This is a genomic window from Stagnihabitans lacustris, assembly GCF_025950525.1.
Lineage (GTDB): Bacteria > Pseudomonadota > Alphaproteobacteria > Rhodobacterales > Rhodobacteraceae > Stagnihabitans.
In genome coordinates this window covers 405513-430919 of the sequence record NZ_JAPDGS010000002.1, presented here as the reverse complement: position 1 = coordinate 430919, position 25407 = coordinate 405513, and the positions used below count along the sequence as shown (strand labels likewise).

Genomic DNA, 25407 nt, shown 5'->3' with positions numbered 1-25407 from the left:
GGATCAGTTCTTGCCCTTCAGAGCCGCGCCGAGGATGTCGCCCAGCGAAGCGCCCGAATCGGAGGAGCCATATTGTTCAACGGCTTCCTTCTCTTCGGCGATCTCGCGCGCCTTGATCGACAGGCCCAGCTTGCGGGTCTTGGAGTCGATCGCGGTGACGCGGACGTCGATCTTGTCGCCGACGCCAAAACGCTCGGGGCGCTGGTCGCCACGGTCGCGGGCCAGATCCGAGCGGCGGATGAACGACTTGGCGCCGTTGTATTCCACTTCGATCCCACCTTCTTCGATGGCGGAAACCGCCACGGTGATGATCGAGCCGCGCTTCACATCGCCAACGGCGTCGGTGAAGGTGTCATCGCCCAGAGCCTTGACGGAGAGCGAGATGCGCTCCTTCTCGACGTCCACTTCGGTGACAACGGCCTTGACCATGTCGCCCTTGCGGTATTCCTGGATGGCCTCTTCACCGCGCTTGTCCCAGGACAGGTCGGAGAGGTGAACCATGCCGTCGATGTCGCCGTCCAGACCGACGAACAGACCGAATTCGGTGATGTTCTTGACTTCGCCTTCGATGGCAGAGCCGACCGGATGGGTTTCGACAAAGACTTCCCACGGATTGCGCTGGGTCTGCTTGAGGCCCAAGGAAACCCGACGCTTGGACGAGTCGATCTCCAGCACCATGACTTCGACTTCTTGCGAGGTCGAAACGATCTTGCCGGGATGGACGTTCTTCTTGGTCCAGGACATTTCGGACACGTGAACCAGGCCCTCGACCCCGGCTTCCAGCTCCACGAAGGCGCCGTAGTCGGTGATGTTGGTGACGCGGCCCTTGTGGACCGAACCCAGCGGATAGGCCTTTTCAACGGCATCCCACGGATCGGACTGCAGCTGCTTCATGCCCAGGGAGATGCGGTGCGTCTCCTTGTTGATCTTGATGACCTGGACCTTCACGGTCTCGCCGATCGCCAGGATCTCCGACGGGTGGTTGACGCGACGCCAAGCCATGTCGGTCACGTGCAGCAGGCCGTCCACGCCGCCGAGGTCAACGAACGCACCATATTCGGTGATGTTCTTGACGACGCCGTCAACGGTCTGGCCTTCGTGCAGGTTGCCGATGACTTCGGCGCGCTGCTCGGCACGGGATTCTTCCAGGATCGCACGGCGCGAGACAACGATGTTGCCGCGACGACGGTCCATCTTCAGGATCTGGAAGGGCTGCTTCATGCCCATCAGCGGGCCAGCGTCACGCACGGGGCGGACGTCAACCTGCGAACCGGGAAGGAAGGCAACAGCGCCGCCCAGGTCGACCGTGAAGCCGCCCTTGACGCGGCCAAAGATCGCGCCGTCGACGCGGGTCTCGGAGGCATAGGCTTTTTCCAGACGGTCCCAGGCTTCTTCGCGGCGAGCTTTCTCGCGCGAGATTTGGGCCTCGCCTTTGGCGTTCTCGACGCGGTCAAGGTAAACCTCGACTTCATCGCCCACATTGATGTTGGGCTGCTCGCCGGGATTTGCGAATTCTTTAAGGTCGATGCGGCCTTCCATCTTGTAGCCGACATCGATGATGGCCTGGCCCGCTTCGATCGCGATAACCCGGCCTTTGACAACCGTGCCCTCTTCGGGGGTGTCAATTTCAAAGCTTTCCTTCAACAGGGCTTCGAAGTCTTCCATAGTAGCTTTAGCGCACATGCGGCGTAGTCCTTTCAACATATGACAGGCCTGGCGGTTGTCTCCACCGGTCTTTGCCTTTTGCAGGCGATGGGTCTTTGCGGCACAAACACAAAAAGGGCCGGGGTTGCCCCCGCCCTGCCGCTGGCGTCCTGCTAAACGCTTTCGCCCAATCCCACAAGGCGATTCGGCATGAAAAAGGGGCGACCGAAGCCGCCCCTTTGCGCGAGTTCAGGCGCTTATTTGACTTCGACGATCAGGTCGGCGCGCGACTTGCGGACCTTGGGCAGATCCTTCAGCCAGTCGCCTTCGGCGGCACGGTAGCCGATGGGCAGCAGCGTGACCGAGCGCAGGCCATGGGCCTTCAGCCCCAGGATCTCGTCGACCTGGGCCGGATCAAAGCCTTCCATCGGGGTCGCATCGACGCCTTCAAAGGCGGCTTGGGCCAGGGCTAGACCAAAGGCGATATAGGCCTGACGGGCGGCGTGTTCATAGTTCACATCGGCCGGGCGCGGCAGATACATGCCCTTGAGGTTGTTGTAATACTCGGCCACGGCCTCGATCGGTGCGCCACGGTCGGCGGCGGTGCGCGTCACCACGTCGTCAATGCGCGCATCGGTGTAATTGTCCCAGGCCGCGAAGACCAGAAGGTGGCTGGCCTCGGTGACTTGCGCCTGGCCATAAGAGGCCGCTTGCAGCTTGGCGCGGATGTCCTTGTTGGTCACGACGATGACCTGGAAGGGCTGCAGGCCCGAGGAGGTCGGCGCCAGACGCGCGGCTTCCAGGATGGATTCGACCTTTTCGGCCGACACGATTTTGGCGGCATCAAACTTCTTGGTCGCATAGCGCCACTGCAGTTTTTCGATCAGCGCCGAGGAGGAGGCTTGGTCCAACATGGTAGAGTCCTTTCAGAGAACACAGAACTGGGTAATGGTTTCTTTACCATACCCGGTGTTAATTTGACACCGGTATACATAAGTAACTGGACGAGGAAAGCAACCCCCTTCATAATGGTGTCATCATGGATCACCCCGATTGCCCAGATCAGCGCCATAAGCTGTGCCGCGTGATGAACGAGGTCCTGTCGCGCGTGGGCGATCGCTGGTCGGTGCAGATCGTCTATGCCCTGTCGCGCGGCACGATGCGCTTCAACGAGCTGAAGCGGGAACTGGGGATTTCTCAGCGTGTCCTGTCGGAATCCCTGCGCGACCTGGAGCGTGACGGGCTGATCGCTCGCCGTCACTACGCCATGATTCCGCCCCGCGTCGAATATGACCTGACCGACCTGGGCCGCACCTTTCAGGAACCGGTCATGGCCATGGCGAAATGGGCCTTCGACCACCAGCCCTGCATCGAGGCCAACCGCCGCGCCTTTGCCGAAGCCGAACCCATCTTGTCAGACTAGCGTTCTGCGGACCTGCCCTGCACGAACCTCCTTCATCTTTTGATAAATATCCCGCAGGGGGTCCGGGGGGCGCGAAGCCCCCCGGCGGCCAGCCATGCGCGCGCCGCAATCCACCCTTGCGCAAGCATGGATTGGCGCCGCCTCCGCGCGGCCTTATGCAAGCCTATCCTGAGGAGGAGTTGCCCATGGAAGCCCTGGTCGAATGTGTCATCGAGGATGCCCGTTGGCAGGACTTCGGGCTGGAACCGCTGGCCCTGCGGGCCGTGCAGGCGACGCTTGCCGAACTGGGCCTGCCTGAGGTCGGCGTGACCGTCTCGGTCATGGGCTGTGACGATGCCCGCATCGCCACCTTGAACGAGGAATTCCGCGGCAAGGCCAAGCCGACCAATGTCCTGTCCTGGCCCGCCTGGGACCTGGCCGCCGACGCGGACGGCGCCGCCCCGGATGCGCCCGAGATCGGCTCGGCGGATGATCCCGAATCACTGGGTGACATTGCGATTTCCTATGACACCTGCGCCCGTGAGGCGCTGGAGACCGGCAAGCCCTTGGCCGATCATGTCACCCATCTGGTGGCCCATGGGCTGTTGCATTGTCTGGGATATGACCATGTCCGCGATGAGGATGCCACGCGGATGGAGGCTTTGGAGGTGCGGATACTTGCATCTCTGGGCCTTCCTGACCCATACTAAGTGCGCCCATGCACGGGCCAATCAAGGATTTCCGCGACCGCCATGGGCAGTAGCACCGAAGGACCGGCCCCTGCTGTGCCGGGAACGACTGACGAACCTCCCTTGCGACGGGGGCTGTTGCAGCGCCTGTTTCGCCGCAGCCCCGAGCAAAAGGACGCCCTGCCCGCCCAACCGGTGATCCAGGTCGTGGCGACGCATGGCATGTCGAACCTGCGCAAACTGCGGGTCGATGACGTGGCCATCCCCAAGGTCGACATCGTGGCCGTGGCTTTGGACATCACCAAGGAAGACCTGGTGGCGGCCTTCAAGGAACACGGGTTCTCGCGGATCGTGGTCTACAAGGGCAACCTGGACAGCCCACAAGGCCTGGTGCTGCTCAAGGACCTGGCGCTTCAGCATGGCTTTGGCACCGGAGGGCGGTTCTCGTTGAAGAAACTCCTGCGGCCGATCCTCTATGCGCCGCCGTCGATGCCGGTGGGGGTTCTGCTGCAAAAGATGCAGCGCGAGCGGGTGCATATGGCGCTGGTGATCGACGAATATGGCGGCGTCGATGGGCTGGTGACGATCGAGGACCTGATCGAGACGGTGATCGGCGAGATCGAGGATGAGCATGACGAGGACGAGGGCAACCTCTGGAAAGAGGAAAAGCCCGGCGTCTTCCTGGCCCAGGCCACCGCGCCGCTGGACGAGTTCGAACCGGCGCTTGGCTTGACGCTGCGGACGTTGGAGGATGACCAGGACATCGACACTTTGGGCGGCTTGGTGATGCTGCGCACCGGCCGGATGCCCGCCCGGGGCGAGATCGTGCCGCATGAGTCGGGGGCCGAGTTCGAGGTGGTCGACGCCGACCCCCGCCGCATCAAACGCATCCGGGTAAGGCTGCCCGGCGCTTTGACGGCGCCGGAAGAAGCGCCCAAGGCCGAGACCGCGGCGTAAGGCTGCCTTCCCCTGAGGCTGCGGCCGTCGGGGGCATCGAGCCCCCTCCGCCCGCGTTGCCACGGAAGGCGGCACCCGGTCGCCACCAAGCTTCGGCGCCGGGGCTTTGGGCCCGGACCGCGCAGCCCGGGGTAGACCTCGGGTCTGGGCCGTCCTCTGGTCTGGCCGACCCCCTCGGACAACACCGCATCCCACGCTCCCCGCCGTCCCGGGCTTGACCCGGGACCTCGACGCCGGGAAACTCCGCCCACCACATTTCGCAAAAACGAGGCCTGAGTTTGTCCGACACCGTCAATCTGAGCGTTGCTCTGCAAAAGGTGCACATTACGTCCGGCTGCCAGATGGAAGATCGCGTGGTGCCTTCATCAGAGCGGTCGCAGAACGCTATGGCGCACCTTTGTTGTCAGATGCTGGCGCCAGAACTCTTGCCTCAGAGAGCAATAGAAGACCGAGGCCGTCCTGTTCGCAGCCTACCTGCTCTGTTCATGGTGAATGGATTCCTCTGTGTCACGGACAAGGCCGCCCAGGTCCTGCGAGATCATGACTTGGGGAAAGGCGGTCTCTATAATCTGGAGTTGTTTCGAAGCGACGGTCAAACTCCCATCACTGGGCCATTCTGGGCTCTGAATTTCGGGGAAAAGAAGTCGGCACTGAATCTTGCGGAAAGCAAAGGGCTGGAACACTCCCCGCAGGACAGGTTCTCGCCGTCTCTCTTGATTCAGCCAGATGATGTCGCCGTTACCGCTGCGGCATTGCAGGGGGCAGACCTTTGGGGGGACGAGAAGCTGGTCAGTGGCTTCTTCGTCAGCCCGAAACTGGCGAAGGCCCTGTTCAAAGCGAAATTGGACAAGGCTTTTTACTTGGTCTCCTGCCGCGTGGTCCCGGAGTAGGGTGCGCTTCAGCGCACCGCGCGCCCGGAGGGTGCGTGAGTTCACGCACCCCACCCCCGCACCCCCAAACCGCCCAGGCCCCGGGTCAAGCCCGGAGCGGCGGGGCGCGCGCGACACGGGCTCCCCACCCGGCGGGGGCGGCGCTCGGACTCCGCCGCGTAGCCCGGGGTATACCCCGGGGCTCCCCCCGGCGACGGCGCAAGCCCCCTCTCTCCCTCGTGACCCGCGCGGCCCTTGCCAAAACCCCCGCCCGCCTCTACCCCCAAAGTCCCGTGACCCCGCCGCGCAAGGCCGACTGATGTTCCGCAAATCCTTCCCCGGCTGGCGCCCCTTCGCCCTGACTGCCGCTCTTGGCGCCCTGGCGGGACTTGGCCTTGCGCCCTTCCACCTCTGGCCCCTGACGCTGCTGGCCCTCGCCGCCGCCCTCCGCCTGGTCCCGAAATCCCCCTTCTGGCTGGGTTGGGCTTTGGGGATCGGCTGGTTCGCCTCCACCCTGAACTGGATCGTGAACCCTTTCCTGGTCGAGCCCGAGACCTATGGCTGGATGGCCCCCTTTGCTCTGATCCTGATGGCCGCGGGCTTGGGTGCCTTTTGGAGCCTGGGCCTCGGCCTTGGGTCCCGCCTTGGCGCGCCGGGGCTCGTGGCGGGGCTATCGGCCACCGAATTCGCCCGGGGTCATATCCTGACCGGCTTTCCCTGGGCCTTGCCGGGTCATGTCTGGATCGACTGGGCGCCGGTGCAGGTGGGCGCGTTGGTGGGTCCCTTCGGCCTGACGCTGTTCACCCTGGGCCTGGCGGCGCTGGCCAGCCGGCCAAGGACCCTGCCCCTGGCCGTCCTGAGCCTGGCCGCCGCCTGGGGCTACGGCGCCCATGTCCTGAGCCTGCCGATGTCCGCAGACAAGCCCATCACATTGCGCCTAGTGCAACCCTCGGCGGCGCAATCGTTGAAATGGGACCCGGATCAGGCCGCAGGCTTTTACCGTCGCCTGATCGAGGCGACCGCAGCCCCCGCGGGCCCCCTGGGGCGGCCCGATCTGGTGATCTGGCCGGAAACCGCCCTGCCCTATATGGTGGAAAACGCCCCCGACCTGCCGCGAGAGATCGCAGCGGCCGCCGGGGGGGGCGCGGTGCTGACCGGGCTGCAAAGGGTTGAGCGCGGGGCGGACAGCTTGCGCGGCTGGAACGCCTTGGCGGTCTGGGGACCGGGCGGCAAGACCATCGCGACCTATGACAAGCACCACCTGGTGCCCTTTGGCGAATATATCCCGCTGGGCGAACTGGCCTATGACTGGTTCGGCATCAAGGCCTTTGCGGCAAGGGTGGGGGCGGCCTATTCCGCGGGGCCGGGGCCGCAGGTTCTGGACCTTGGGCAGATGGGACACGTCCTGCCGCTGATCTGCTATGAGGCGATCTTTCCGCAGGACCTGCGCGGGGTTCCGCGCCCGGACTGGCTGTTGCAGATCACCAATGACGGCTGGTTCGGCACCTTCTCGGGTCCGTTCCAGCACGAGGGCCAGGCGCGGTTGCGCGCCATCGAACAGGGCTTGCCGCTGGTGCGGGTGGGCAACACTGGCGTGACCGAGGTTGTGGATGCGCGGGGGCGGGTCGTGGCCTCCTTGCCCTTCGGGCCGCAGGGGCATCTGGACGCGCGGCTTCCGGGGGGCCTGGATGCGCCGCCCTATGCGCGCTGGGGAGAGATCCCCTTCCTCCTGTTGCTGGCCGGTAGCGTTCTGTTTGCCATCTTGGTAAAAAGGCGTCGCATGGCTTGACGCTTGGGCCTATTCACCATAGCGCCAGCGTCACATTCCGTCACAACGGCTTCCTGGCGTGACGGTTAACCCCAATGGAGCATGTCCCAATGGCGCGTAAATCCTACGTCTTCACCTCGGAATCGGTGTCCGAGGGGCATCCTGACAAATTGTGCGACCGTGTGTCCGACGCGGTTCTGGATGCCTTTCTTTCGGTCGAACCCAATGCCCGCGTGGCTTGCGAGACCTTTGCCACCACGGGCCGCGTGGTCGTGGGCGGTGAAGTGGGCCTGTCGGACCCCGACAAGCTGGCCGAGATGATGGCTTCGGTCGATGGCATCGTGCGCGCCTGTGTGCGTGACATCGGCTATGAACAGGACGAGTTCCACTGGAACACGCTGCAAGTGCAGAACTACCTGCACCAGCAATCCGCGCATATCGCCCAAGGCGTTGACCGCGACGGGGCGGGCGATCAGGGGATCATGTTCGGCTATGCCTGCCGCGAAACGCCCGAGCTGATGCCGGCGCCGATCCAGTATTCCCATGCGATCCTGCGTCGCCTGGCCGAGGCGCGGAAGTCGGGCGCCGAGCCCACTTTGCGCCCGGATGCCAAGTCGCAGCTGTCCCTGCGCTATGAGGATGGCAAGCCGGTCGAAGTGACCTCGATCGTCCTGTCGCACCAGCACGCGTTGGAAAGCCAGGGTTCGGATGACATCCGTGCCATCGTGGAACCCTATATCCGTCAGGTTCTGCCCGAGGGCTGGATCACCGCCAAGACCGAATGGTGGGTGAACCCGACCGGGACCTTCGTGATCGGCGGGCCGGATGGCGATGCGGGGCTTACGGGCCGCAAGATCATCGTGGACACCTATGGTGGCGCGGCCCCCCATGGCGGCGGGGCGTTTTCGGGGAAAGACCCGACCAAGGTCGACCGCTCGGCCGCCTATGCGGCGCGCTACCTGGCCAAGAACGTGGTCGCGGCAGGCCTCGCGGATCGCTGCACCTTGCAGGTGAGCTATGCGATTGGCGTGGCCAAGCCCTTGTCGATTTATGTCGACACCCATGGCACGGGCCAGGTGGACGAGGCCGCCATCGAACGCGCCGTGGCCCAGTGCATGGACCTGACGCCGCGCGGCATCCGGACCCATCTGGGCCTGAACCGTCCGATCTATGCCCGGACCTCGGCCTATGGCCACTTTGGCCGGGCTGCGACCGAAGACGGCGGGTTCTCGTGGGAGCGCACCGACCTGATCGAGGCGCTGAAGAAAGCCGTCTGACCTGCACCAGTGGGCCAAGCGGCGGGCGGCGGGGGCATCGAGCCCCCTTCGCCCGCGTTGCCACGGACAGTGGACCGGGCGCAGCAAGGTGTCCTGCGTCACATGGGCGGTGCGCGAGTCGCCGCACTCCCAAACCAGCAAGGGCCCGGCTATCGGTCTGACCATCGGGCTTCGACCCTTCGTGCAGCACCCGCCAACCTGCCGCGAGAGTGCCTGACCACGCCCTCCGCCAAATCCGCCCTTGACCAAAAGTTCCCGCGGCAGCAGCGGAGGAAGGGGGCTCGATGCCCCCGACCTCCGCACCCGCAACCCGAAAACCTTCGGCGAAAACTTTCCCCGCCGCGCTGCCCGACCAAGCAAGGCTTGACCTTCGCCCTGCCGCGCCCTAACGGGCGGCCATGACCGACAGCACCACGCCCCCTTCCGAGTCTCCGCCCGCCCCCGGGCGCCGCAACTTTTATGGCCGCATCAAGGGCAAGACCCTGCGGGCCTCTCAGAAGTCTTACCTGGAAGAGGACCTCGGGCCGCTGACCCTGCAAGGCGTCACCCGGGATGAGAACCCCACCCGCACCCCCGTCCCGCTGGAACCCTGGCGCGGGCAAAAGCCGCTTTGGCTGGAAGTGGGCTTTGGCGGCGGGGAGCATCTGATCCACCAGGCCGCGCAGAACCCCGGCATCGCCATCCTTGGCGCCGAACCCTTCGTCAACGGCATCGCCATGCTGTTGGGCAAGGTCCGCGCCGAGAGGGTCGAAAACCTGCGCCTGCATCCCGGCGATGTCCGCGACCTGTTCGAGGTCCTGCCCGAGGCCAGCCTTGAAAAGGTCTTCCTGAACTACCCCGATCCCTGGCCCAAGGCGCGTCACCACCGCCGCCGCTTTGTGACGCAGGAATACCTTCAGCCCCTCGCGCGCCTCTGCGCCCCGGGGGCCGAGTTCCGCATCGCCTCGGACATCCCCGACTATATCCGCCAGGCCCGCGAGGAAGTCCCGCTGGCCGGTTTCACCCTGACCGACGACAGCCCGACCCCTTGGCAGGACTGGCTTTCCACCCGCTACGAGCAAAAGGCCTTGCGCGAGGGCCGCACGCCGCATTACCTGACCTATCGTCGCTAGGGGGCAGTCATGGCCAAGAAGCTCTTCATCAAGACCTATGGTTGTCAGATGAATGTCTATGACAGCGAGCGGATGGCCGAGGCCATGGCGCCCGAGGGTTACACCCTGACGGACAGGGCCGAAGACGCCGACATGGTCCTGTTGAACACCTGCCATATCCGTGAAAAGGCCGGGGAGAAGCTGTATTCCGACCTTGGCCGCCTGCGTCCGCTGAAAAACGCCAAGCCGGACATGAAGATCGGCGTCGCGGGCTGCGTGGCCCAGGCCGAGGGCGACGAGATCATCCGCCGGATGCCGATGGTTGACCTTGTCGTGGGCTCTCAGGCCTATCACCGCCTGCCCGAACTGGTGCGCGGCCCGCGCCATGCCGTCGACACCGACTTCCCGGTCGAGGACAAGTTCGACCTTCTGCCCAAGCGCACGGGCAAGCGCGGTCCCGCGGCCTTTCTGACCGTGCAAGAGGGCTGCGACAAGTTCTGCGCGTTTTGCGTCGTCCCCTATACCCGCGGCGCCGAGGTCTCGCGCCCGGTGGACCGCGTTCTGGCCGAGGCCCGCGATCTGGTGGACAAAGGCGTGCGGGAGCTTTCGCTTCTGGGTCAGAACGTCAACGCCTATCACGGGCAACTGGAGGGCCGCGACATCGGCCTTGGCGCCCTGATCGAGGCCTTGGCCCAGATCGACGGGCTCAGCCGCATCCGCTATATGACCTCGCATCCGAACGACATGACCGATGACCTGATCGCCGCCCATCGCGACCAGCCGAAGTTGATGCCCTATCTGCATCTGCCAGTTCAGGCGGGGTCCGATCGCATCCTCAAGGCGATGAACCGCAAGCACACGGCGGATGACTACCTGCGGCTGATCGACCGCATCCGTCAGGCGCGGCCCGATATCCTTCTGACCTCGGATTTCATCGTGGGCTTCCCCGGCGAGACTGACGCGGATTTCCGCGCGACCTTGGACCTGGTGGAAAAGGTCGGCTTCGGCATGGCCTACAGCTTCAAATACTCCGCCCGCCCCGGCACCCCGGCGGCAGAGAAAGAGACCCTGCCAGACGCCGTCACCGATGCCCGCCTGTCCGAGCTGCAAGCGCTGATCACCCGGCAGCAGCGCGCGGCCCAGGATGCAATGGTGGGGCGCGAGACGACGGTTCTGTATGAAAAGGCCGGGCGTCTGCCGGGTCAGATGGTCGGCAAGTCCGAACATCTGATGGCCGTCCATGTGACTGACCCCAAGGGCCAGGTCGGCGACCTGGTGCGGGTGCGCGTCACCGCCGCCTCGACCAATTCGCTGGCCGCAGAACCGGTGGCCTGACACCAGCTCCCCCCGGCCAAGTGATTCTCTGACCTTGTTTTCTTGACCGAAACGCCTTTGGGGCGCGGGTCCAATCATGGCACAATTGTGGCAAGATGTTTCCATCCGCGCGCCAATGATTAAGCTTGCACCTCGTTGGCGCCTGTCCGTAAACAATTACCCTGTAAATTCAATCACTTAGCCTAGATTTTGCTTTACTTCGGCCCTGCGGAAGGCCATTTCTGGCCTATGCGGGGGCATGATGTTGGTATGAACGAGGAGGCCTTGGCCGTGGAACGTATTTCCAGCGTTGTCAGGTTGGCGATCGGGGCTGTGACCCTTTCGGCCGGTCTGATGGCTGCGTCGATGAGCATGGCCCAGCAACTGGCGCCCACTGTTGCGCCGCAAGTGGCGGGCAAGATCAACTGGGGCATCTGGGTCGATGACGACGGCTGCCAGCACTGGTGGGCCGATGGCGGGCTGGAAGGCTATATGCTGGACCGCGTCGATCCCAAGACCGGCAAGCCGATCTGCCTGGCCAAGAACACCTGCTTTACCGAAAACACCGACACGCTGTTTGCCACTGACAGCGCGCGCCTGACGACCGATGGCCGCCGCCGCCTGTCGTCCTTCTTCCAAAGCGCTGGCGCCTTTGGCTATGCGATCTATGGCCATACCGATGCCCGCGCCTCGGATGAATACAACATGGACCTGTCCGACCGCCGCGCCAAGGCCGTGGGCGAGGTCGCCCGCTCGGTCGGCGCCGTCGTCGAACGCCAGATCGGCTTTGGCGAGCGTCAGCCCATCGCCGACAACACCTCGGCCGCCGGGATGCAGAAGAACCGCCGCGTCGAAGTGGTGTGCTATACTTGGGGGACCTCGAATTGATCCGCACTCATGTGATGGGCCTTCTGGCTCTGGTCTCTTTGTCGGCCTGCGTCGAGGGCGGGCTTGTGCCCTATCAGGCGGGCCCGAACACGGTCATCGCCACCAATGCCGACGGCGGCAATGACCGCAATCCGCTGGTCGATGGCCATGCCGCGATCGCCTATGACCCCGACGGCTGCCAGGGCTGGGTGATGGATGACGGCGTCGAAGGCTATACCGGTCGCCGCTATGACCCCAAGACCGGCCTGCCGGTTTGCAACGGGCTTTACCCGCCCGGCACCGTGGTCGGCGAATACCGCCAGCAGAACCGCATGTTCAACGACTGGGTTCCGGCGCAGTGATTTAGTGGTGCGATTGGTTCGGGGCCGCAGCTTGCTGCGGCCCCTTTTTTATTTTTCGGACGCGGCAGCTTGCTGCGGCCCCTTTTTTTGCATGTCTGGCGCCGCAGCGTGCCGCGTCCCCCCTTTACGGTCCGCGCGTCGCCACCTGCCGCCGCCCTTTTGTCTTTCCCCCATGCCGCTTCTTTTGCGCAAATTGTCACCGTATCTTCACGCTTTGCTGTCTGAATGAGATTCAGGGAGTTTTGGACTGGACAGATGACCGGTCCCGCCCCACACTTAGAGGTATCCAAGCCGCCTGCGACTGTATCTAGACCAGAAGGAGAGCCCTTTGGGCATCAGCGCGCTGACCCCCCCGACCCGTCCGGAAGACATCGTCGAAACCGTCCTTGAATTCCCGGATAATCGTTTGTTGATCGAGCTTTGCGGCGAATATGACCGCAACCTGGCCCAGATCGAACACCAGACCGGGGTGCATGTCCTGCGACGGGGGAACAGGTTGGCGGTGGTGGGCGACAAGCCCTGCCGCGACCAGGCCGCCGCCGTCCTGCGCGGGCTTTACGCCAAGCTTGAGGCTGGCAAGCACATCTCGGCCGGCGACATCGACGGCACGATCCGCATGGGCCGCCCCCAGGGCAGCGACGCCCGCGAGGAGCAGATCGAACTTTTCTCCGGCGGCATCGAGTTGCGCACCCGCCGCAAGGGCGTTGAACCCCGGACCGAGGCGCAAAAGGCCTATGTCGCCAATCTTTTCGCCAATGAGATGGGCTTTGGCATCGGCCCGGCCGGCACCGGCAAGACCTATCTGGCCGTGGCCGTCGGCGTCACGATGTTCATCAGCGGTGCGGTCGAACGCATCGTCCTGTCGCGCCCCGCGGTCGAGGCCGGGGAGCGTCTGGGCTTCCTGCCCGGCGACATGAAGGAAAAAGTCGATCCCTATATGCAGCCGCTCTATGACGCGCTGAACGACTTCCTGCCCGCCAAGCAGGTGCAAAAGCTGCTGGAGGAAAAGCGGATCGAGATCGCGCCGCTGGCCTTCATGCGCGGCCGGACGCTGTCCAACGCCTTTGTCGTGCTGGACGAGGCGCAGAATGCGACCTCGATGCAGATGAAGATGTTCCTGACCCGCCTGGGCGAGGGCTCGCGCATGGTCATCACCGGCGACCGCACCCAGGTTGACCTGCCGCGCGGCACGGCCAGCGGTCTGGCCGAGGCGGAGCGCATCCTGAAAGGCGTCAAAGGGGTCTCCTTCAACTACTTCACCTCCAAGGACGTGGTCCGCCATCCCCTGGTCGGCCGCATCATCGAGGCCTATGAGGCCGACGAGGCGCATCAAGGCTAACTTGACGCCCCAGTCCGGTTCTGACAGGTCAGGACCGAACGGGGGCAAAGGTTTGGACAAGGTGGATCAGGCGCCGCATCAGATGCGCGAGGGGCTATACGCGCTGCAGCCCCTTGTGTGGCCGCAGCCGATCCATCCCGTCCAGGGTCTGACCCTGCGTCGTCAGGGTGCCGTCGACCTTGCGCCCGGCATGCTGACCTTCGGCCCCGGCGGCTATCTGCGGTTGAACACGGCCTATAACATCTTCCCCTTGGGCAAGTGGCGCAGGCTGTGCGGGCTGCGGGATCTTCGGCTGGTGCTGCGGGGGACGGGGCTTCTGACGCTGTCGATCAAGGGCGAAACCCGCGACCGCCCTTTTGCCGAACGCCACGACCTGCGGCTTGCGGGCGTGGTCGAGGTGCTGCTGACCGACCTGCCCGCCGATGTCGAAATCCTCCACCTGTCGTTTCGCTGTGCGGATCAGGCGACGCTGACCGAAGTGACCTGGGCCACGACCGACGCGCCAAAGCGCCTGCCGCGGTTGGCGCTGTCGATCACCACCTATCACCGCGAGGCGCAGGTGGCGCGCACCATCGCCCGCTTTGTCCGCGAAACGCAGGGCGACCATCTGCGGCTGATCGTGGTGGACAATGGCCAGACCCTGACCGCGCCCGACCATCCCCGCATCCGCCTGGTGCCCAACCGCAACCTGGGCGGCGCGGGCGGCTTTGCCCGTGGCATGGCCGAAGCGCGGGCCGAGGGCGCCAGCCATTGCCTGTTCATGGACGACGATGCGGCGCTGGATTTCGCCTCGGTCGACCGGATCTGGACCTTTCTGGCCCATGTCACCGACCCCCGCACCGCGATTGCGGGGGCGCTGACCTCGGCCGAGCAGCCGACCGAGCTGTGGGAGAATGGCGCGGTTTTTCGCGGCCATTTCCAGCCGCTGGCCCGTGGGTTGGACTTGGCGGTCCCGGCCGACCTGCTGAAGGCAGAGCTTCTGTCCACCCCGGTTCCCACGAATTTCTATGGCGGCTTCTGGTGCTATGCCTTTCCGCTGGACCATGTCACCCATGCGCCCTTTCCGTTTTTCGTGCGCGGCGACGACACCAGCTTTTGCATCGCCAACGGGTTTTCCAATGTGACGCTGCCGGGGGTCTTGTGTTACCAAGACGTTGATTTCTCGGAAAAAGAGACCTCATTGACGCTGTATCTGGATCTGCGGTCGAACCTGATCCACCTTGTGACCCTGCCGCGACAAAGCCTGCGGCTGTGGCGGGCGGTGATCCTGCCGGCGCGGTTTTTTGGCCGCTGCCTGATGCAGCACCAGACGGATTCGATGGCGGCCTTGAACCGCGCGGTCGAGGATTTCCGGGCAGGCCCCGGCTTTGTCGAGGCAGAGCCCGATCTGGCCAGCCGCCGCGCCGATCTGGCCGCGGCCCGCAGGGTGGAACTGTGGACCCCCAGCACCAATGTCCCCGCCCCGCGTCAAAGGTTCAATCCGCACAGCCGGTTGCAGCGCTTGGCCCTGGCGCTGACGCTGAACGGGCTTCTGGCGCCGGGATTTGGCCGCTGGGGGGATCGGGTGGTCCTAAGCCAAAAGCAACGCGGCGTCGTGCGCTTTGCCTGGGGCGCGGCCGAGATCACCTATGTCTCGACCGATGGCGGGCGGGTGATGCAGATCCGCCAGAACAAGCCCGAGGCGCTGCGCCAAAGCCTGCGCATGGCCTGGAACCTGATGCGGTTGGTGGCGGCCTTCCCCCGGCTGCGGCGCGTCTGGGCGCGGGGTTACACGCGGATGACGCGCCCCGAATGGTGGGAAAACCAGCGCTAAAGCCGCTGACGGATGACCTGGGTCGCCAAGGCGATGGCCTGGTCGATGGTCAGGTCCGAGGTGTCGATGACCACCGCATCCGCCGCCGGGCGCAAGGGGGCCTCGGCGCGGGTCATGTCGCGTTGGTCGCGCTCGATGACCTCGGCCAGGACCTGCGCCGCGTCGCCGCCGACCTCCAGCCAACGGCGATGGGCGCGGACCGCTGGGCTGGCGGTGACGTAAAGCTTGACCCGGGCATCGGGGCAAATCACCGTGCCGATGTCGCGGCCATCCAGAACGGCGCCGGGCTCTTGGGTGGCAAAGCGGCGCTGAAACGCGGTCAGCGCGGCGCGGACCTCGGGGATCACCGCGACCCGAGAGGCCGCTTGACCGGCGGCCAGGCTGCGCAGGTCGTCGCGGGCCAGATCCTGCGGCGTCAGCGACAGGGCGGCCTGGACCGGATCACCGCCCTTGGCCCCCACGGCGCGATACAGCAACCCGGTGTCCAGATGGGCAAAGCCGAAGGCCGCCGCCAGCGCCCGGCTGATCGTCCCCTTGCCCGCCGCAGCCGGCCCGTCGATGGCGACCGTAAAGCTCATCGTGTCCGCCAGCCTTGCCACAAAGCCCAGGCCGCCAGCCCCACCGCAAGACCCAAAGCCAGGAACTTGCCCTGCGTCAGCGTCGAGGCCAGCATGACCTGAGAGGCCGTCATCTCGGCCCCCGCGGTCAAAAGCCGCGCGACGGCGTTGTTTTCGCCCAGGTCCGCCAGCCCATAGGCCAGCGCGGGCAGAAACCACATCTGCCCCCGCCCCCACAGCGGCAGCAAAAGCGCGGGCATCATCAGCAGCGGAAACAGCGTGTCCGCGATGCGCCAGGGGCCCAGATAGGTCGCCATGGCCTCGGGCGTCAGGGCCGCGACATAGGCCAGGGCCTCGGTCAGGCCATAGCCGGTCAAGCGCAGGTCAAAGGGCACCCCCGCCTGCTGCAGATCGGGCAAAAGCGTCCAGACCCAGACCCCGATCCCCGCCGCCAGCAAGGGCAGCAGCCAGGTGATCAGACGGTCACGCATTATCACGGCGCAGCGTGGCGCCCAGCGTCCGCATCAGGGGCTCGAACACAGGGAAGGACGTCGCGATGGGCGAGGCATCATCGACCGACACCGGCTTTTGCGCGGCCATGCCCGCCACCAGGAAAGACATGGCGATGCGGTGGTCGATATGGGTCTTGGCGGTGGCGCCGCCCGGCATCCCGCCCGGCCCCATGCCATGCACGATCAGCGTGTCTTCGTCCTCTTCGATCCTGACACCGCAGGCCTCCAGGCCCCGGGCCATGGCGTCGATGCGGTCGCTTTCCTTCACCCGCAGTTCCTTCACGCCGCGCATCACCGTCTTGCCGGTGGCAAAGGCCGCGACGACCGACAGGATCGGATATTCGTCGATCATCGAGGGCGCGCGTTCGGGGGGCACTTCGATGCCCTTCATGGCGCCGCTGAACCGGACGCGCAGATCGGCGACCGGCTCGCCCCCCTCTTCGCGGGGGTTCTGGAATTCGATCTCGGCGCCCATTTCCACAAGCGTGATGTAAAGCCCGTTGCGGGTCAGGTTCTGCGACACGCCGGGGACAAAGATATCCGACCCTTCGACGATCAGCGCCGCGCAAACCGGAAAGGCGGCGGACGAGGGGTCACGCGGCACGGCAACCGTCTGGGGCCGCAGGTTCGGGCGGCCTTGCAGCGTGATCACATGGCCCGCCGCGGTCTTTTCGACGTTCAGGCTGGCGCCGAAGCCCACAAGCATCCGTTCGGAATGGTCGCGGGTGGGTTCCTTTTCAATCACCACCGTCTCGCCCGAGGCATTCAGCCCGGCCAGCAGGATCGCCGATTTCACCTGGGCCGAGGCGACTTTCAACGTGTGGCGGATGCCGCGCGCATCGGCGGCGCCGACCACGGTCATCGGCAGGCGGCCCCCCTTGCGGCCATAGGCCAGGGTCCCGAACTCGGCCAAAGGCTCGGTCACGCGGCCCATCGGGCGCTTGCGCAAGCTGGCGTCGCCGGTAAAGGTCGCCGTGATCGCCGTCGTGGCCATGGTCCCCATGATCAGCCGCACCCCGGTGCCGGAATTGCCGCAGTCGATCACATCGGCCGGCTCGGCGAAATTGCCGACGCCCACGCCCTGCACCGACCATTCGCCCTGACCGTGGCGGGTCACGGTCGCGCCAAAGGCCTGCATCGCCTTGGCCGTGTCCAGCACGTCCTGACCCTCTAGCAGCCCTGTCACCCGCGTCTCACCCACGGCCATCGCGCCAAAGATCAACGACCGGTGGCTGATCGACTTGTCGCCGGGCACCGAGGCCGTGCCCTTCAGCGGCGCGGACTTGGCAGAGGTCATGGGTTGGGCTTGGCCATGCGACATCGGGGGCTCCTGTCTTGATGGACGCCTGATAGCGCAAGGCGCGGCACGGGTCCACCCTTGGCCGCAGCGCCGTCATGCGCTAGGCATAAGCCAAAAGGGGGCGCCATGCGCTATTCATCGCTGGATGCATTTCTGGAAACCGGCAAGGCCGCGCTGGCCAAGGGGCCGCTGGCCATCGTCATCGCGGAAGACGGGGTCGAGGTCGCTTCGACGCTGGCCCATCACCTGCGCATCGGCTTTTTGCGCGTGATCCTGCTGGCGGACCCCTCGCTGGAGCTGGACGCTCTGTCGCCCCAGGTTGACCGGATCGACCATGACACCCTGGCCGAAAATGCCGCGGTCGACGCGGTCAACCACATCCAGTCGGCGGCGCCGGGCATCTGGTTTTACTATTGTTTCAACGCGGAATACCTGTTCCATCCCTTTTGCGAGACGCGCAACATCCGCGAGGCCATGAGCTTTCACATCGAAGAGCGGCGCGAGGCGATGTTGTCCTATGTCGTCGATCTTTACGCCGAGGACCTGACAGCCCATCCCAATGCGGTGTCCCTGACCTCGGCGCATCTGGACCGGTCGGGATATTACGCGCTGGGGCGGCCGGACCCTGCGAACCACAACCACCCCAAGGAACGGCAGCTGGATTTCTTTGGCGGTTTGCGCTGGCGGTTCGAAGAGCACGTGCCCCCCGCGCGCCGCAAGATCGACCGCATCGCGTTTTTCAAGGCCAAGCCGGGGGTTGTGCTGCGTCCCGATTTCACCTTCTCGGAGGAGGAATACAACACCTATGCCTGTCCCTGGCACCACAATATCACGACCGCTGTCGCCTCGTTTCGCACGGCCAAGGCGCTGAAGACCAATGCCGGGTCGCGGTTCGAGATTTCGACCTTTCGCTGGCACAATTCGGTGCCCTTCCAATGGGGCAGCCAGCAGTTGATGGACCTGGGCCTGATGGAGCCCGGCCAGTGGTTCTGACCGGGTCGCAAAAGGTTACATCTCGGCCAGGGTAACGCGCCGCCCTTCGCGGGCCGAGCGGGCAATCGCGTGAATGGCGGTTTCGATCGCAAGCCCGGCGGTAAAGTCCAGGGGCGCCGCGGTCCGGTCACGGATGGCGCGCAACAGGCCCGCGGCCTCGATCACCTTCAGGTCGTTGAAGCCCAGCTGATGCCCGGGCGCCGGACAGAAGGCGCCATAGGGCGCATGGTCCGGGCTGGTCAGGATCGTGACAAATCCCGCCTTCGCGCGTTCGCCGCGGTTTTGATACAATTGCAGCTCGTTCATGCGTTCCTGGTCAAAGATCACCATGCCTGAGGTGCCATGGACCTCGAAGCCCAGCCGCGACTTGCGACCCCAGGCGCTGCGCGAGGCGGTGAAGGTGCCCTTCACCCCGCTGGCAAAGGTCAACAAAGCCGAGGCCGCATCCTCGTTCTCCACCGCGGCGCGGCCTGTGCCATCGGGCAGCGGGCGGGTCTGGTGAAGCGTCTCCATCTCTGCGACGACCGAGTCCAAGGGGCCCGCCAGACCGGTCAGCAGCGAAATCAGATGGCAGCCGATATCGCCCAGGGCGCCCAGGCCCGCATCCTTGATCTTGGCGCGCCAGGACCAGGGGAGGTCGGGATCGGCCTGATAATCCTCGTCAACCCAACCGCGGACCTGAATGACACGGCCGATCTCTCCGCCCTGCACCAAGCGGCAGGCATGGGTAAAGGCGGGGTTGGCGGTGTAGTTATAGCCCAGCTGCGTGACCAGACCGCTGGCGCGGGCGGCGGCCTCCATGTGGCGGGCATCGTCCAGCGTCAGGGCCATGGGCTTTTCGCACCAGACATGTTTGCCGGCGGCCAGGCAGGCCTCGGCCATCTCGCGGTGCAGGCCGTTGGGGGTGGTGATCGAGACCAGTTGCACGGCAGGATCGGCCAGCACGGCGCGCCAATCGTCGGTTGCCCGGTCAAAGCCGAACTGCGCGGCCATGGCTTCGGCCTTGGGCAAGGGGGTTTCCACCAGCGTCACAAGCCGGACGCCCGGCACATCGCCCATGACCGCCCGCGCGTTGCGATAGGCCAGGGCATGTGCCTTGCCCATAAAGCCGGTGCCGATCAAGGCCACTCCGATATCTGACATCTTGTCTCCTGAAAGGGTAGAGGCCCCCTTGCCTTATAGATCTGGGGGGCCTGATAGATTATGGGGGCCCGTTACATCCGGGGGTCCGGGGGTTTTTGGTCCTATTGCTGATCCAGCCAGTCGCGGAACTGGCTGACCACTTCGGCGTCGCAATCGACCAAGTATTGCGGAGCGGGATAGTCGCCGCCATGCACATCCTGAACGAAACGGCCCATCGCCTCGACCCGCAAGGCCTGCAAGCGGTCGCGTTCACTGGCGAAATCGGCATAGCGCTTGGCGTGGCGGGGCACCTTGCCGCGGGTCTGGCCCAGCACGTCATCGGTGAACAGATACTGCGCATGGCCCGCAGCCCCCGCCCCCATCGAGATCAGGAACAGGCCGGTCTTCTCGGCAATCGCCTGGGTGATCGAATGGGGCACGACCTCGATTTCGACGGCAAAGGCGCCGGCTTCTTCGGCGGCCTTGACCTGGGCCCAGACGACTTGCGCCATGTCCAACGTCTTGCCCACGGCCTTGAAGCCGCCGGTCCAGGTGCGTTTCGACGGGATCAGCCCGACATGGCCGCACACCGGAATTCCATGGTCAGACAGCTCGCGCACCGTGCGCATGGACCCCGAGCAATAGACCCCATCCGCCCCCGCCTTGAACAGCGGCATGGCCCAGCGCAGGAAATCATCCGTCCCGCCGATCTCATAGAAATTGTCACCGGGGAATGTGAAGGCATCGGGGGCAACCTCACGAAAGCGGCCATCGTGGATCATGGCGGGCGGGATCGAGAGCAGTTCCACCCCGGCGCGGGCGGCGGCCTCGGCCTCCTCCAGCGTTTCGACCCGCAGCATGGCGAATTGATGCGTGCCGCGGGCGTCCAGCAGGTCTTTGACGGTAGGGGGCATGTCAGACCTCGATCCAGACGCGGTCGGCTTCGACCTTCACGGGAAAGGTCCGCAGGTTCACGCAGGCGGGCAGGCGTTTCGCCTCGCCGGTGCGGTAATCGAACTGGCCGTTGTGCTTGGGACATTCGACCATGAAATCCATCACCAACCCGTCACACAGATGCACGTCCTCATGGGTGCATTTGCCGGCAGTGGCGTAAAACTTGCCATCCACCCCGTGATAGATCGCATAGGTGGCGCCGCCGTGGTCAAAGCGGATCAGGTCTTCGGCGTCGATATCATCGGTCGCGCAAGCATCAATCCAGGGCATGGTTCACTCCGCAGCAGGGGCGGGCATCATGCCCGGCACATAAAGTTGGAAGTCTTCGCGGTAGGGCTTGGCGGTGGCCGGCAGATCGCGCTTCAAAAAGTAGTCCTGATGGGCCAGCTGGCGCTTGATCGCGGGCCACATCTCGGCAAACCCCTCCGCGATGGACCGGTTCGGCGCGGGCAGGTCGTGCTTGATGATCTCATGCAGGCGCGGCAGGGCATGATAGGGCACCATCGGGAACATGTGATGTTCGACGTGGTAATTCATGTTCCAATAGATAAAGCGGCTGATGGGGTTCATATAGACCGTGCGACTGTTCAGCCGGTGGTCGACGACATTGTCCGCAAGGCCGCCGTGCTGCAGCAGGCCGGTCATGACGTGATGCCAGGCGCCATAAAGCCGCGGCAGGCCGATCACCATCAAGGGCAGGATCGACCCCATGGCCAGGGCCAGCGCCCCGGTGGCCAGATAGATCGCCAGATGGACCTGCGCGACGCGCTGGACCTTGGGCCATTCGGCCTGGGGCACAAAGGTCCGTTCCGCAGCGCTCGGGCCGGTCAGGGCATTTTGCACCAGGTTGGGGATGAACTTCAGCACATCCAGGATGCCAAAGAAGTTGACGATCAGCTTGGCCATCTCGGTCGGGCGCATGATGGCAATCTCGGGATCGCGGCCGACGAAATAGGTCTCGGAGTGGTGGCGGGCATGGCTCCAGCGCCAGGTGGCCGAGTTGCGCATGATCATGAAGCTGGCAATCTGATAGACCGCGTCATTCATCCAGGGCGTGCGAAAGGCGGTGCCGTGGCTACATTCGTGCCAGCGCGAGTCGGACGCGCTGCCATACAACACGCCGTAAGCCAGCCAGAAGGGCGCCGACCACCAGGTCGGCCACAGCGCGATGCCAAGCCCCGCCAGCACGATCATCGCGCCATACAAGATCACCGTGTCGCGCATGGCCGGGCCATCGCTGCGCGCCATCAGCTCTTTCATCACCTTGCGCGGCACGTCGGAATGATACCACTCCGCCGCCGTCAGCCCGCTTTCGACCGCACGCTTGGCGTCCGGGCCAAAGAGGTCGTAATCGCGATTTCCCATGTCGTCCTCCGGTCTAAGGCGCCCTTTTGGGGGCTTGGGCAGGAATAGAACGCAAATTCCATTTTCGGGAAGGGGGCGCGCTGGACATTTCGTCAGATTTCGTCAAGAACCGGTCCAGGTTGACGTGATATCGTCAGGAGGCGGAATGGCACGGCGCGCGGGATTGGTGGAACTGGCAGAGGCCTCGGGCGTGTCGCTGTCGACGGTGGATCGCTGTCTGAACGGGCGCGAACAGGTCTCGGCCACGGCGCGGGCGCGGATATTGGAGGCCGCGACTCGGATCGGCCATCCGGCGGCGCTGCGGCTGGGGGCGGGGGCGCCCGCGTCGTTGCCAGAGCTGCGCTTTGGGGTTGTGCTGCACAAGCAGGGGCAAGAGTTCTACAAGGCCTTTGCCGAGGAATTGCGCCGCGCCGTGGCGCAGGTCCAAGGGGTGCGCGGGCGGCTGGTGCTGGAGTTTGCGGCCAGCCAGGCGCCCTCCGAGATGGCCGCCCTGCTGCGGTCGATGGCCGGGCGCTGCGACGTGCTGGCGGCCACGGCGGTCAACCACCCCGAAGTCACCTCGGCCGTAGAAGAGCTGCGCGCCAAGGGGTTGCGGGTGTTCTCCTTGCTGTCGGATTTCGGTCAGGGGGTGCGGGCGGGCTATCTGGGGCTCAACAATCTCAAGGTGGGGCGGACGGCGGGTTGGGTCACGGCCATGGCGGCGCGGGGGCCGGGCAAGGTGCTGCTTTATGTCGGCGGCCACCGCTGGCATGGGCATGAACTGCGCGAAACCGGCTTTCGCGCCTATCTGCGCGAGGTGGCGCCGGGGCTGGAGGTGCTGGAGACCCTGGTGAACCTGGAGACCCGGCAGCTGACCTATGAGACCACCTTGCAGGCCTTGGGCCGCCATGCCGATCTGCGCGGGATCTATGTCGCGGGCGGCGGGATGGAGGGCGCGATTGCCGCCCTGCGCGAGGCGCGGCCTCCGGGTCAGGTCGTTTTGGTCGTCTCGGCGCTGACACCCGATTCGCGGGCGGGGCTGGCGGATGGGACCATCACGCTGGTCATCAACACCCCGCTGGAGAAGCTGTGCACCGAGCTGTTCCGGCGCATGGCGGACGGCTCACAAGCCGCTGATATAGGTCAGATATTCCTGCCCCCGGACATCCATGTTGCCGAGTCTCTCTGACGATAAAACATCAAAATGCGGGGCTATGGGCCCCTCCTTTGGTCGGAAAACGAAATATTCTGGTTGATCCGATCCAATCTTGGAATATCAGTTCCATTCAACGGGTTTGGGAGAGCCCGAAAGTGGAGACCAACATGACCGATTTCGCGCTGAACCACATGACCGTGGCCCGGCTGAGCTTTGTGCAGCTTGTCGAGCTGGCCGCCCAACTGGGCATGGTCGGCATCGAGGTCCGCAACGACCTGCCGCAGCCGCTGTTTGACGGCATGGCGCCCGAAGCTGCGGGCGCGTTGATCCGGTCGAAAGGCCTGCGCCTGCTGGCCCTGGCCGAGGTGAAACGCTTTAACGATTGGTCCGAGACCAAGGCCGCCGAGGCGCTGGCCCTGATGCAGATCGCACAGGCCGCGGGCGCCGAGGCGGTCAGCCTGATCCCGCGCAACGACAACCTTGGCATGGCCGATGGCGAGCGTCAGGCCGCGCTGCAGGCCGCCTTGTCCGGGCTGAAGCCGATGCTGGAAGACCACAACCTGACCGGCATGGTCGAACCCCTGGGCTTTCCGATCTGCGCCCTGCGTTACAAGGCCTGGGCGGTCGAAGGGATCGAGGCTGTGGGCGGCAAAGGCCGCTTCAAGCTGGTGCATGACACCTTTCATCACACCCTGGCCCATGGCGGCCCGCTGTTCCCCGAACACACGGGCATCGTTCACATTTCCGGCGTCGAGGACCCGGAACCCCAGGTCGAGGCCATGCAGGACGCCCACCGCGTTCTGGTTGGCCCCGCCGACCGTCTGGGCAATGTCGAACAGCTGCGCGCGCTGAAGGCTGCGGGCTGGCAAGGCCCGGTCAGCTATGAGGCCTTCGCGCCGCAGACCCATGCTTTGACCGATCCGAAAGCGGCGCTGCAGGCGTCGATGGACTTGATCCGCAAAGGCTGAGGCCTGACATAGCATTTGACAAACGCGATGTTTTGCAATTTTGGTTGCAAAACCTCTGGGAGACGGCCAGGCGTTCAAGACACCGCCCCAAAGGGCGGTCCGGCGGGAGAAACGGTGTGCCGGACACCGCATGTGGAGGAAAGAACCATGAAGAAGTCCATTATCGTTGCAGGCTTTGCCGCCTTGATGTCGACCGCGGCCATGGCCGATATCGGCGTGACGATGGCCAAGTTCGACGACAACTTCCTGACCGTGCTGCGCAACGGCATCCAGACCTATGCCGATGCCAATGGTCAAAAGGTCCAGATCGAAGACGCGCAAAACGATGTGGCCAAGCAGTTGGACCAGATCAACAACTTCATCGCCGGTGGCGTCACCGCGATCATCGTCAACCCGGTCGACACCTCTGCCACGCAAGCCATGTCTGATGCCGCTGAAAAGGCTGGTATTCCGCTGGTCTATGTCAACCGCGAGCCGATCAACGTCGACACGCTGCCCGACAACCAGGCCTTCGTGGCGTCCAACGAAATGGATTCCGGCACGCTGGAAACGCTGGAGGTTTGCCGCCTGCTGAAGGAAGCCGGCAAGACCGAAGCCAACGCCTATGTCATCATGGGCGAACTGTCGAACCAGGCGGCCGTGATGCGCACCAAGGACATCCATGACGTGATCGGCGGCCCGGATTGCGGCGTCAAGATCAACATCCTGGCCGAGCAGACCTCGAACTGGTCGCGCGACGAGGCGCAGAACCTGATGACGAACTGGCTGTCCACGGGGACGGCTTTCGACGCCGTGATTGCCAACAACGACGAATCCGCCATCGGTGCGATCCAGGCGATGAAGGCGGGCGGGATCGACATGGCTTCGGTCGTGGTCGCTGGCGTCGATGCCACCCAGGACGCTTTGGCCGCAATGGCTGCGGGCGATCTGGACGCGACCGTGTTCCAGGATGCGGCCGGCCAAGGCTCGGGCGCGGTGGATGCGGCGGTCAAGCTGGCGGCAGGCGAGGCGGTCGAGCAGAAGGTCTATATCCCCTTCCAGCTGGTGACCCCGGCCAACATGGCCGATTTCGCGGCCAAGAACTGATCTGAAAAGGTCGAACGGGGGGC

The 25407-nt window shown here is 64.8% G+C and carries 25 protein-coding genes and 1 riboswitch; of the genes, 16 read left to right on the top strand and 9 right to left on the bottom strand.

Annotation, left to right across the window (positions count from 1 at the left end):
* Positions 1 to 3: 3 nt before the first annotated feature.
* Complete coding sequence (rpsA, locus tag NX862_RS06695; RefSeq protein WP_264493108.1) at positions 4 to 1683, bottom strand: 30S ribosomal protein S1; 1680 nt, start codon at positions 1681 to 1683, stop codon at positions 4 to 6.
* A gap of 218 nt (positions 1684 to 1901) precedes the next feature.
* The gene (locus NX862_RS06690) at positions 1902 to 2558 is read right to left on the bottom strand and encodes an NAD(P)H-dependent oxidoreductase (protein ID WP_264493107.1); all 657 of its coding nucleotides are present in this window, start codon (positions 2556 to 2558) and stop codon (positions 1902 to 1904) included.
* Positions 2559 to 2683: 125 nt separating this feature from the next.
* On the opposite strand from NX862_RS06690, the gene NX862_RS06685 reads away from it, so the two are divergent.
* From NX862_RS06685 to NX862_RS06630, 12 genes are all read left to right on the top strand, one after another.
* A complete protein-coding gene (locus NX862_RS06685; RefSeq protein ID WP_264493106.1) occupies positions 2684 to 3067 on the top strand; it encodes a winged helix-turn-helix transcriptional regulator in 384 nt (127 codons plus the stop codon).
* Positions 3068 to 3252: 185 nt separating this feature from the next.
* Positions 3253 to 3756, top strand: a complete 504-nt coding sequence (gene ybeY / locus NX862_RS06680; RefSeq protein ID WP_264493105.1) for an rRNA maturation RNase YbeY — start codon at positions 3253 to 3255, stop codon at positions 3754 to 3756.
* Positions 3757 to 3798: 42 nt separating this feature from the next.
* Entirely contained in the window at positions 3799 to 4692 is an 894-nt protein-coding gene (locus NX862_RS06675; protein ID WP_264493104.1) for a transporter associated domain-containing protein, read from the top strand.
* 278 nt (positions 4693 to 4970) lie between these two features.
* Complete coding sequence (locus tag NX862_RS06670; RefSeq protein WP_264493103.1) at positions 4971 to 5582, top strand: hypothetical protein; 612 nt, start codon at positions 4971 to 4973, stop codon at positions 5580 to 5582.
* Positions 5583 to 5880: 298 nt separating this feature from the next.
* Positions 5881 to 7350, top strand: coding sequence for an apolipoprotein N-acyltransferase (gene lnt / locus NX862_RS06665; protein ID WP_264493102.1), 1470 nt, complete (start codon positions 5881 to 5883; stop codon positions 7348 to 7350).
* Between the two features lie 34 nt (positions 7351 to 7384).
* Positions 7385 to 7432: riboswitch (SAM-SAH riboswitch) on the top strand.
* A 7-nt stretch (positions 7433 to 7439) separates the two neighbouring features.
* Entirely contained in the window at positions 7440 to 8606 is a 1167-nt protein-coding gene (gene metK / locus NX862_RS06660) for a methionine adenosyltransferase (protein ID WP_264493101.1), read from the top strand.
* 398 nt (positions 8607 to 9004) lie between these two features.
* Entirely contained in the window at positions 9005 to 9718 is a 714-nt protein-coding gene (trmB, locus tag NX862_RS06655) for a tRNA (guanine(46)-N(7))-methyltransferase TrmB (RefSeq protein ID WP_264493100.1), read from the top strand.
* Between the two features lie 9 nt (positions 9719 to 9727).
* Positions 9728 to 11032 carry a tRNA (N6-isopentenyl adenosine(37)-C2)-methylthiotransferase MiaB gene (miaB, locus tag NX862_RS06650; RefSeq protein WP_264493099.1) on the top strand — a complete coding sequence of 435 codons (1305 nt, stop codon included), beginning with the start codon at positions 9728 to 9730 and terminating at the stop codon, positions 11030 to 11032.
* 249 nt (positions 11033 to 11281) lie between these two features.
* Entirely contained in the window at positions 11282 to 11899 is a 618-nt protein-coding gene (locus tag NX862_RS06645) for an OmpA family protein (RefSeq protein WP_264493098.1), read from the top strand.
* A complete protein-coding gene (locus NX862_RS06640) occupies positions 11896 to 12240 on the top strand; it encodes a hypothetical protein (protein WP_264493097.1) in 345 nt (114 codons plus the stop codon). Before NX862_RS06645 ends, NX862_RS06640 begins: the two co-directional genes overlap by 4 nt.
* A gap of 328 nt (positions 12241 to 12568) precedes the next feature.
* Entirely contained in the window at positions 12569 to 13579 is a 1011-nt protein-coding gene (locus NX862_RS06635) for a PhoH family protein (RefSeq protein WP_264493096.1), read from the top strand.
* A gap of 61 nt (positions 13580 to 13640) precedes the next feature.
* Positions 13641 to 15392 (top strand): glycosyltransferase, encoded by a 1752-nt coding sequence (locus tag NX862_RS06630; RefSeq protein WP_264493467.1) that lies wholly within the window; start codon positions 13641 to 13643, stop codon positions 15390 to 15392.
* On the opposite strand, the gene NX862_RS06625 is transcribed toward NX862_RS06630, so the two are convergent.
* The 3 genes from NX862_RS06625 to aroA are packed head-to-tail and all read right to left on the bottom strand — an operon-like array spanning position 15389 to position 17782.
* The gene (locus NX862_RS06625) at positions 15389 to 15970 is read right to left on the bottom strand and encodes a (d)CMP kinase (protein WP_264493095.1); all 582 of its coding nucleotides are present in this window, start codon (positions 15968 to 15970) and stop codon (positions 15389 to 15391) included. The genes NX862_RS06630 and NX862_RS06625 overlap by 4 nt on opposite strands.
* Complete coding sequence (locus NX862_RS06620) at positions 15967 to 16440, bottom strand: hypothetical protein (protein ID WP_264493094.1); 474 nt, start codon at positions 16438 to 16440, stop codon at positions 15967 to 15969. Before NX862_RS06620 ends, NX862_RS06625 begins: the two co-directional genes overlap by 4 nt.
* Positions 16433 to 17782, bottom strand: coding sequence for a 3-phosphoshikimate 1-carboxyvinyltransferase (aroA, locus tag NX862_RS06615; RefSeq protein ID WP_264493093.1), 1350 nt, complete (start codon positions 17780 to 17782; stop codon positions 16433 to 16435). Before aroA ends, NX862_RS06620 begins: the two co-directional genes overlap by 8 nt.
* Before the next feature lie 105 nt (positions 17783 to 17887).
* Between aroA and NX862_RS06610 the strand changes: the two genes are divergently transcribed.
* The gene (locus NX862_RS06610) at positions 17888 to 18754 is read left to right on the top strand and encodes a hypothetical protein (RefSeq protein WP_264493092.1); all 867 of its coding nucleotides are present in this window, start codon (positions 17888 to 17890) and stop codon (positions 18752 to 18754) included.
* 15 nt (positions 18755 to 18769) lie between these two features.
* Here NX862_RS06610 and NX862_RS06605 read toward each other — a convergent pair whose 3' ends face one another.
* The 4 genes from NX862_RS06605 to NX862_RS06590 form a co-directional block, all read right to left on the bottom strand.
* Positions 18770 to 19897 (bottom strand): Gfo/Idh/MocA family protein, encoded by a 1128-nt coding sequence (locus tag NX862_RS06605; RefSeq protein WP_264493091.1) that lies wholly within the window; start codon positions 19895 to 19897, stop codon positions 18770 to 18772.
* Between the two features lie 101 nt (positions 19898 to 19998).
* The gene (locus NX862_RS06600; RefSeq protein WP_264493090.1) at positions 19999 to 20790 is read right to left on the bottom strand and encodes a 3-methyl-2-oxobutanoate hydroxymethyltransferase; all 792 of its coding nucleotides are present in this window, start codon (positions 20788 to 20790) and stop codon (positions 19999 to 20001) included.
* Position 20791: 1 nt separating this feature from the next.
* The gene (locus tag NX862_RS06595; protein WP_264493089.1) at positions 20792 to 21100 is read right to left on the bottom strand and encodes a MocE family 2Fe-2S type ferredoxin; all 309 of its coding nucleotides are present in this window, start codon (positions 21098 to 21100) and stop codon (positions 20792 to 20794) included.
* A 3-nt stretch (positions 21101 to 21103) separates the two neighbouring features.
* On the bottom strand, positions 21104 to 22195 hold the full coding sequence (locus NX862_RS06590) for a fatty acid desaturase family protein (RefSeq protein WP_264493088.1): 1092 nt from the start codon (positions 22193 to 22195) through the stop codon (positions 21104 to 21106).
* Positions 22196 to 22340: 145 nt separating this feature from the next.
* Here NX862_RS06590 and NX862_RS06585 point away from each other — a divergent pair, with 145 nt between their 5' ends.
* The 3 genes from NX862_RS06585 to NX862_RS06575 all read left to right on the top strand — a co-directional run bounded on the left by NX862_RS06585 (position 22341) and on the right by NX862_RS06575 (position 25384).
* Positions 22341 to 23363, top strand: a complete 1023-nt coding sequence (locus NX862_RS06585; protein WP_264493087.1) for a LacI family DNA-binding transcriptional regulator — start codon at positions 22341 to 22343, stop codon at positions 23361 to 23363.
* A gap of 134 nt (positions 23364 to 23497) precedes the next feature.
* Complete coding sequence (locus NX862_RS06580; protein WP_264493086.1) at positions 23498 to 24298, top strand: TIM barrel protein; 801 nt, start codon at positions 23498 to 23500, stop codon at positions 24296 to 24298.
* A 147-nt stretch (positions 24299 to 24445) separates the two neighbouring features.
* On the top strand, positions 24446 to 25384 hold the full coding sequence (locus NX862_RS06575) for a sugar ABC transporter substrate-binding protein (RefSeq protein ID WP_264493085.1): 939 nt from the start codon (positions 24446 to 24448) through the stop codon (positions 25382 to 25384).
* The last annotated feature ends 23 nt before the right edge of the window (positions 25385 to 25407 follow it).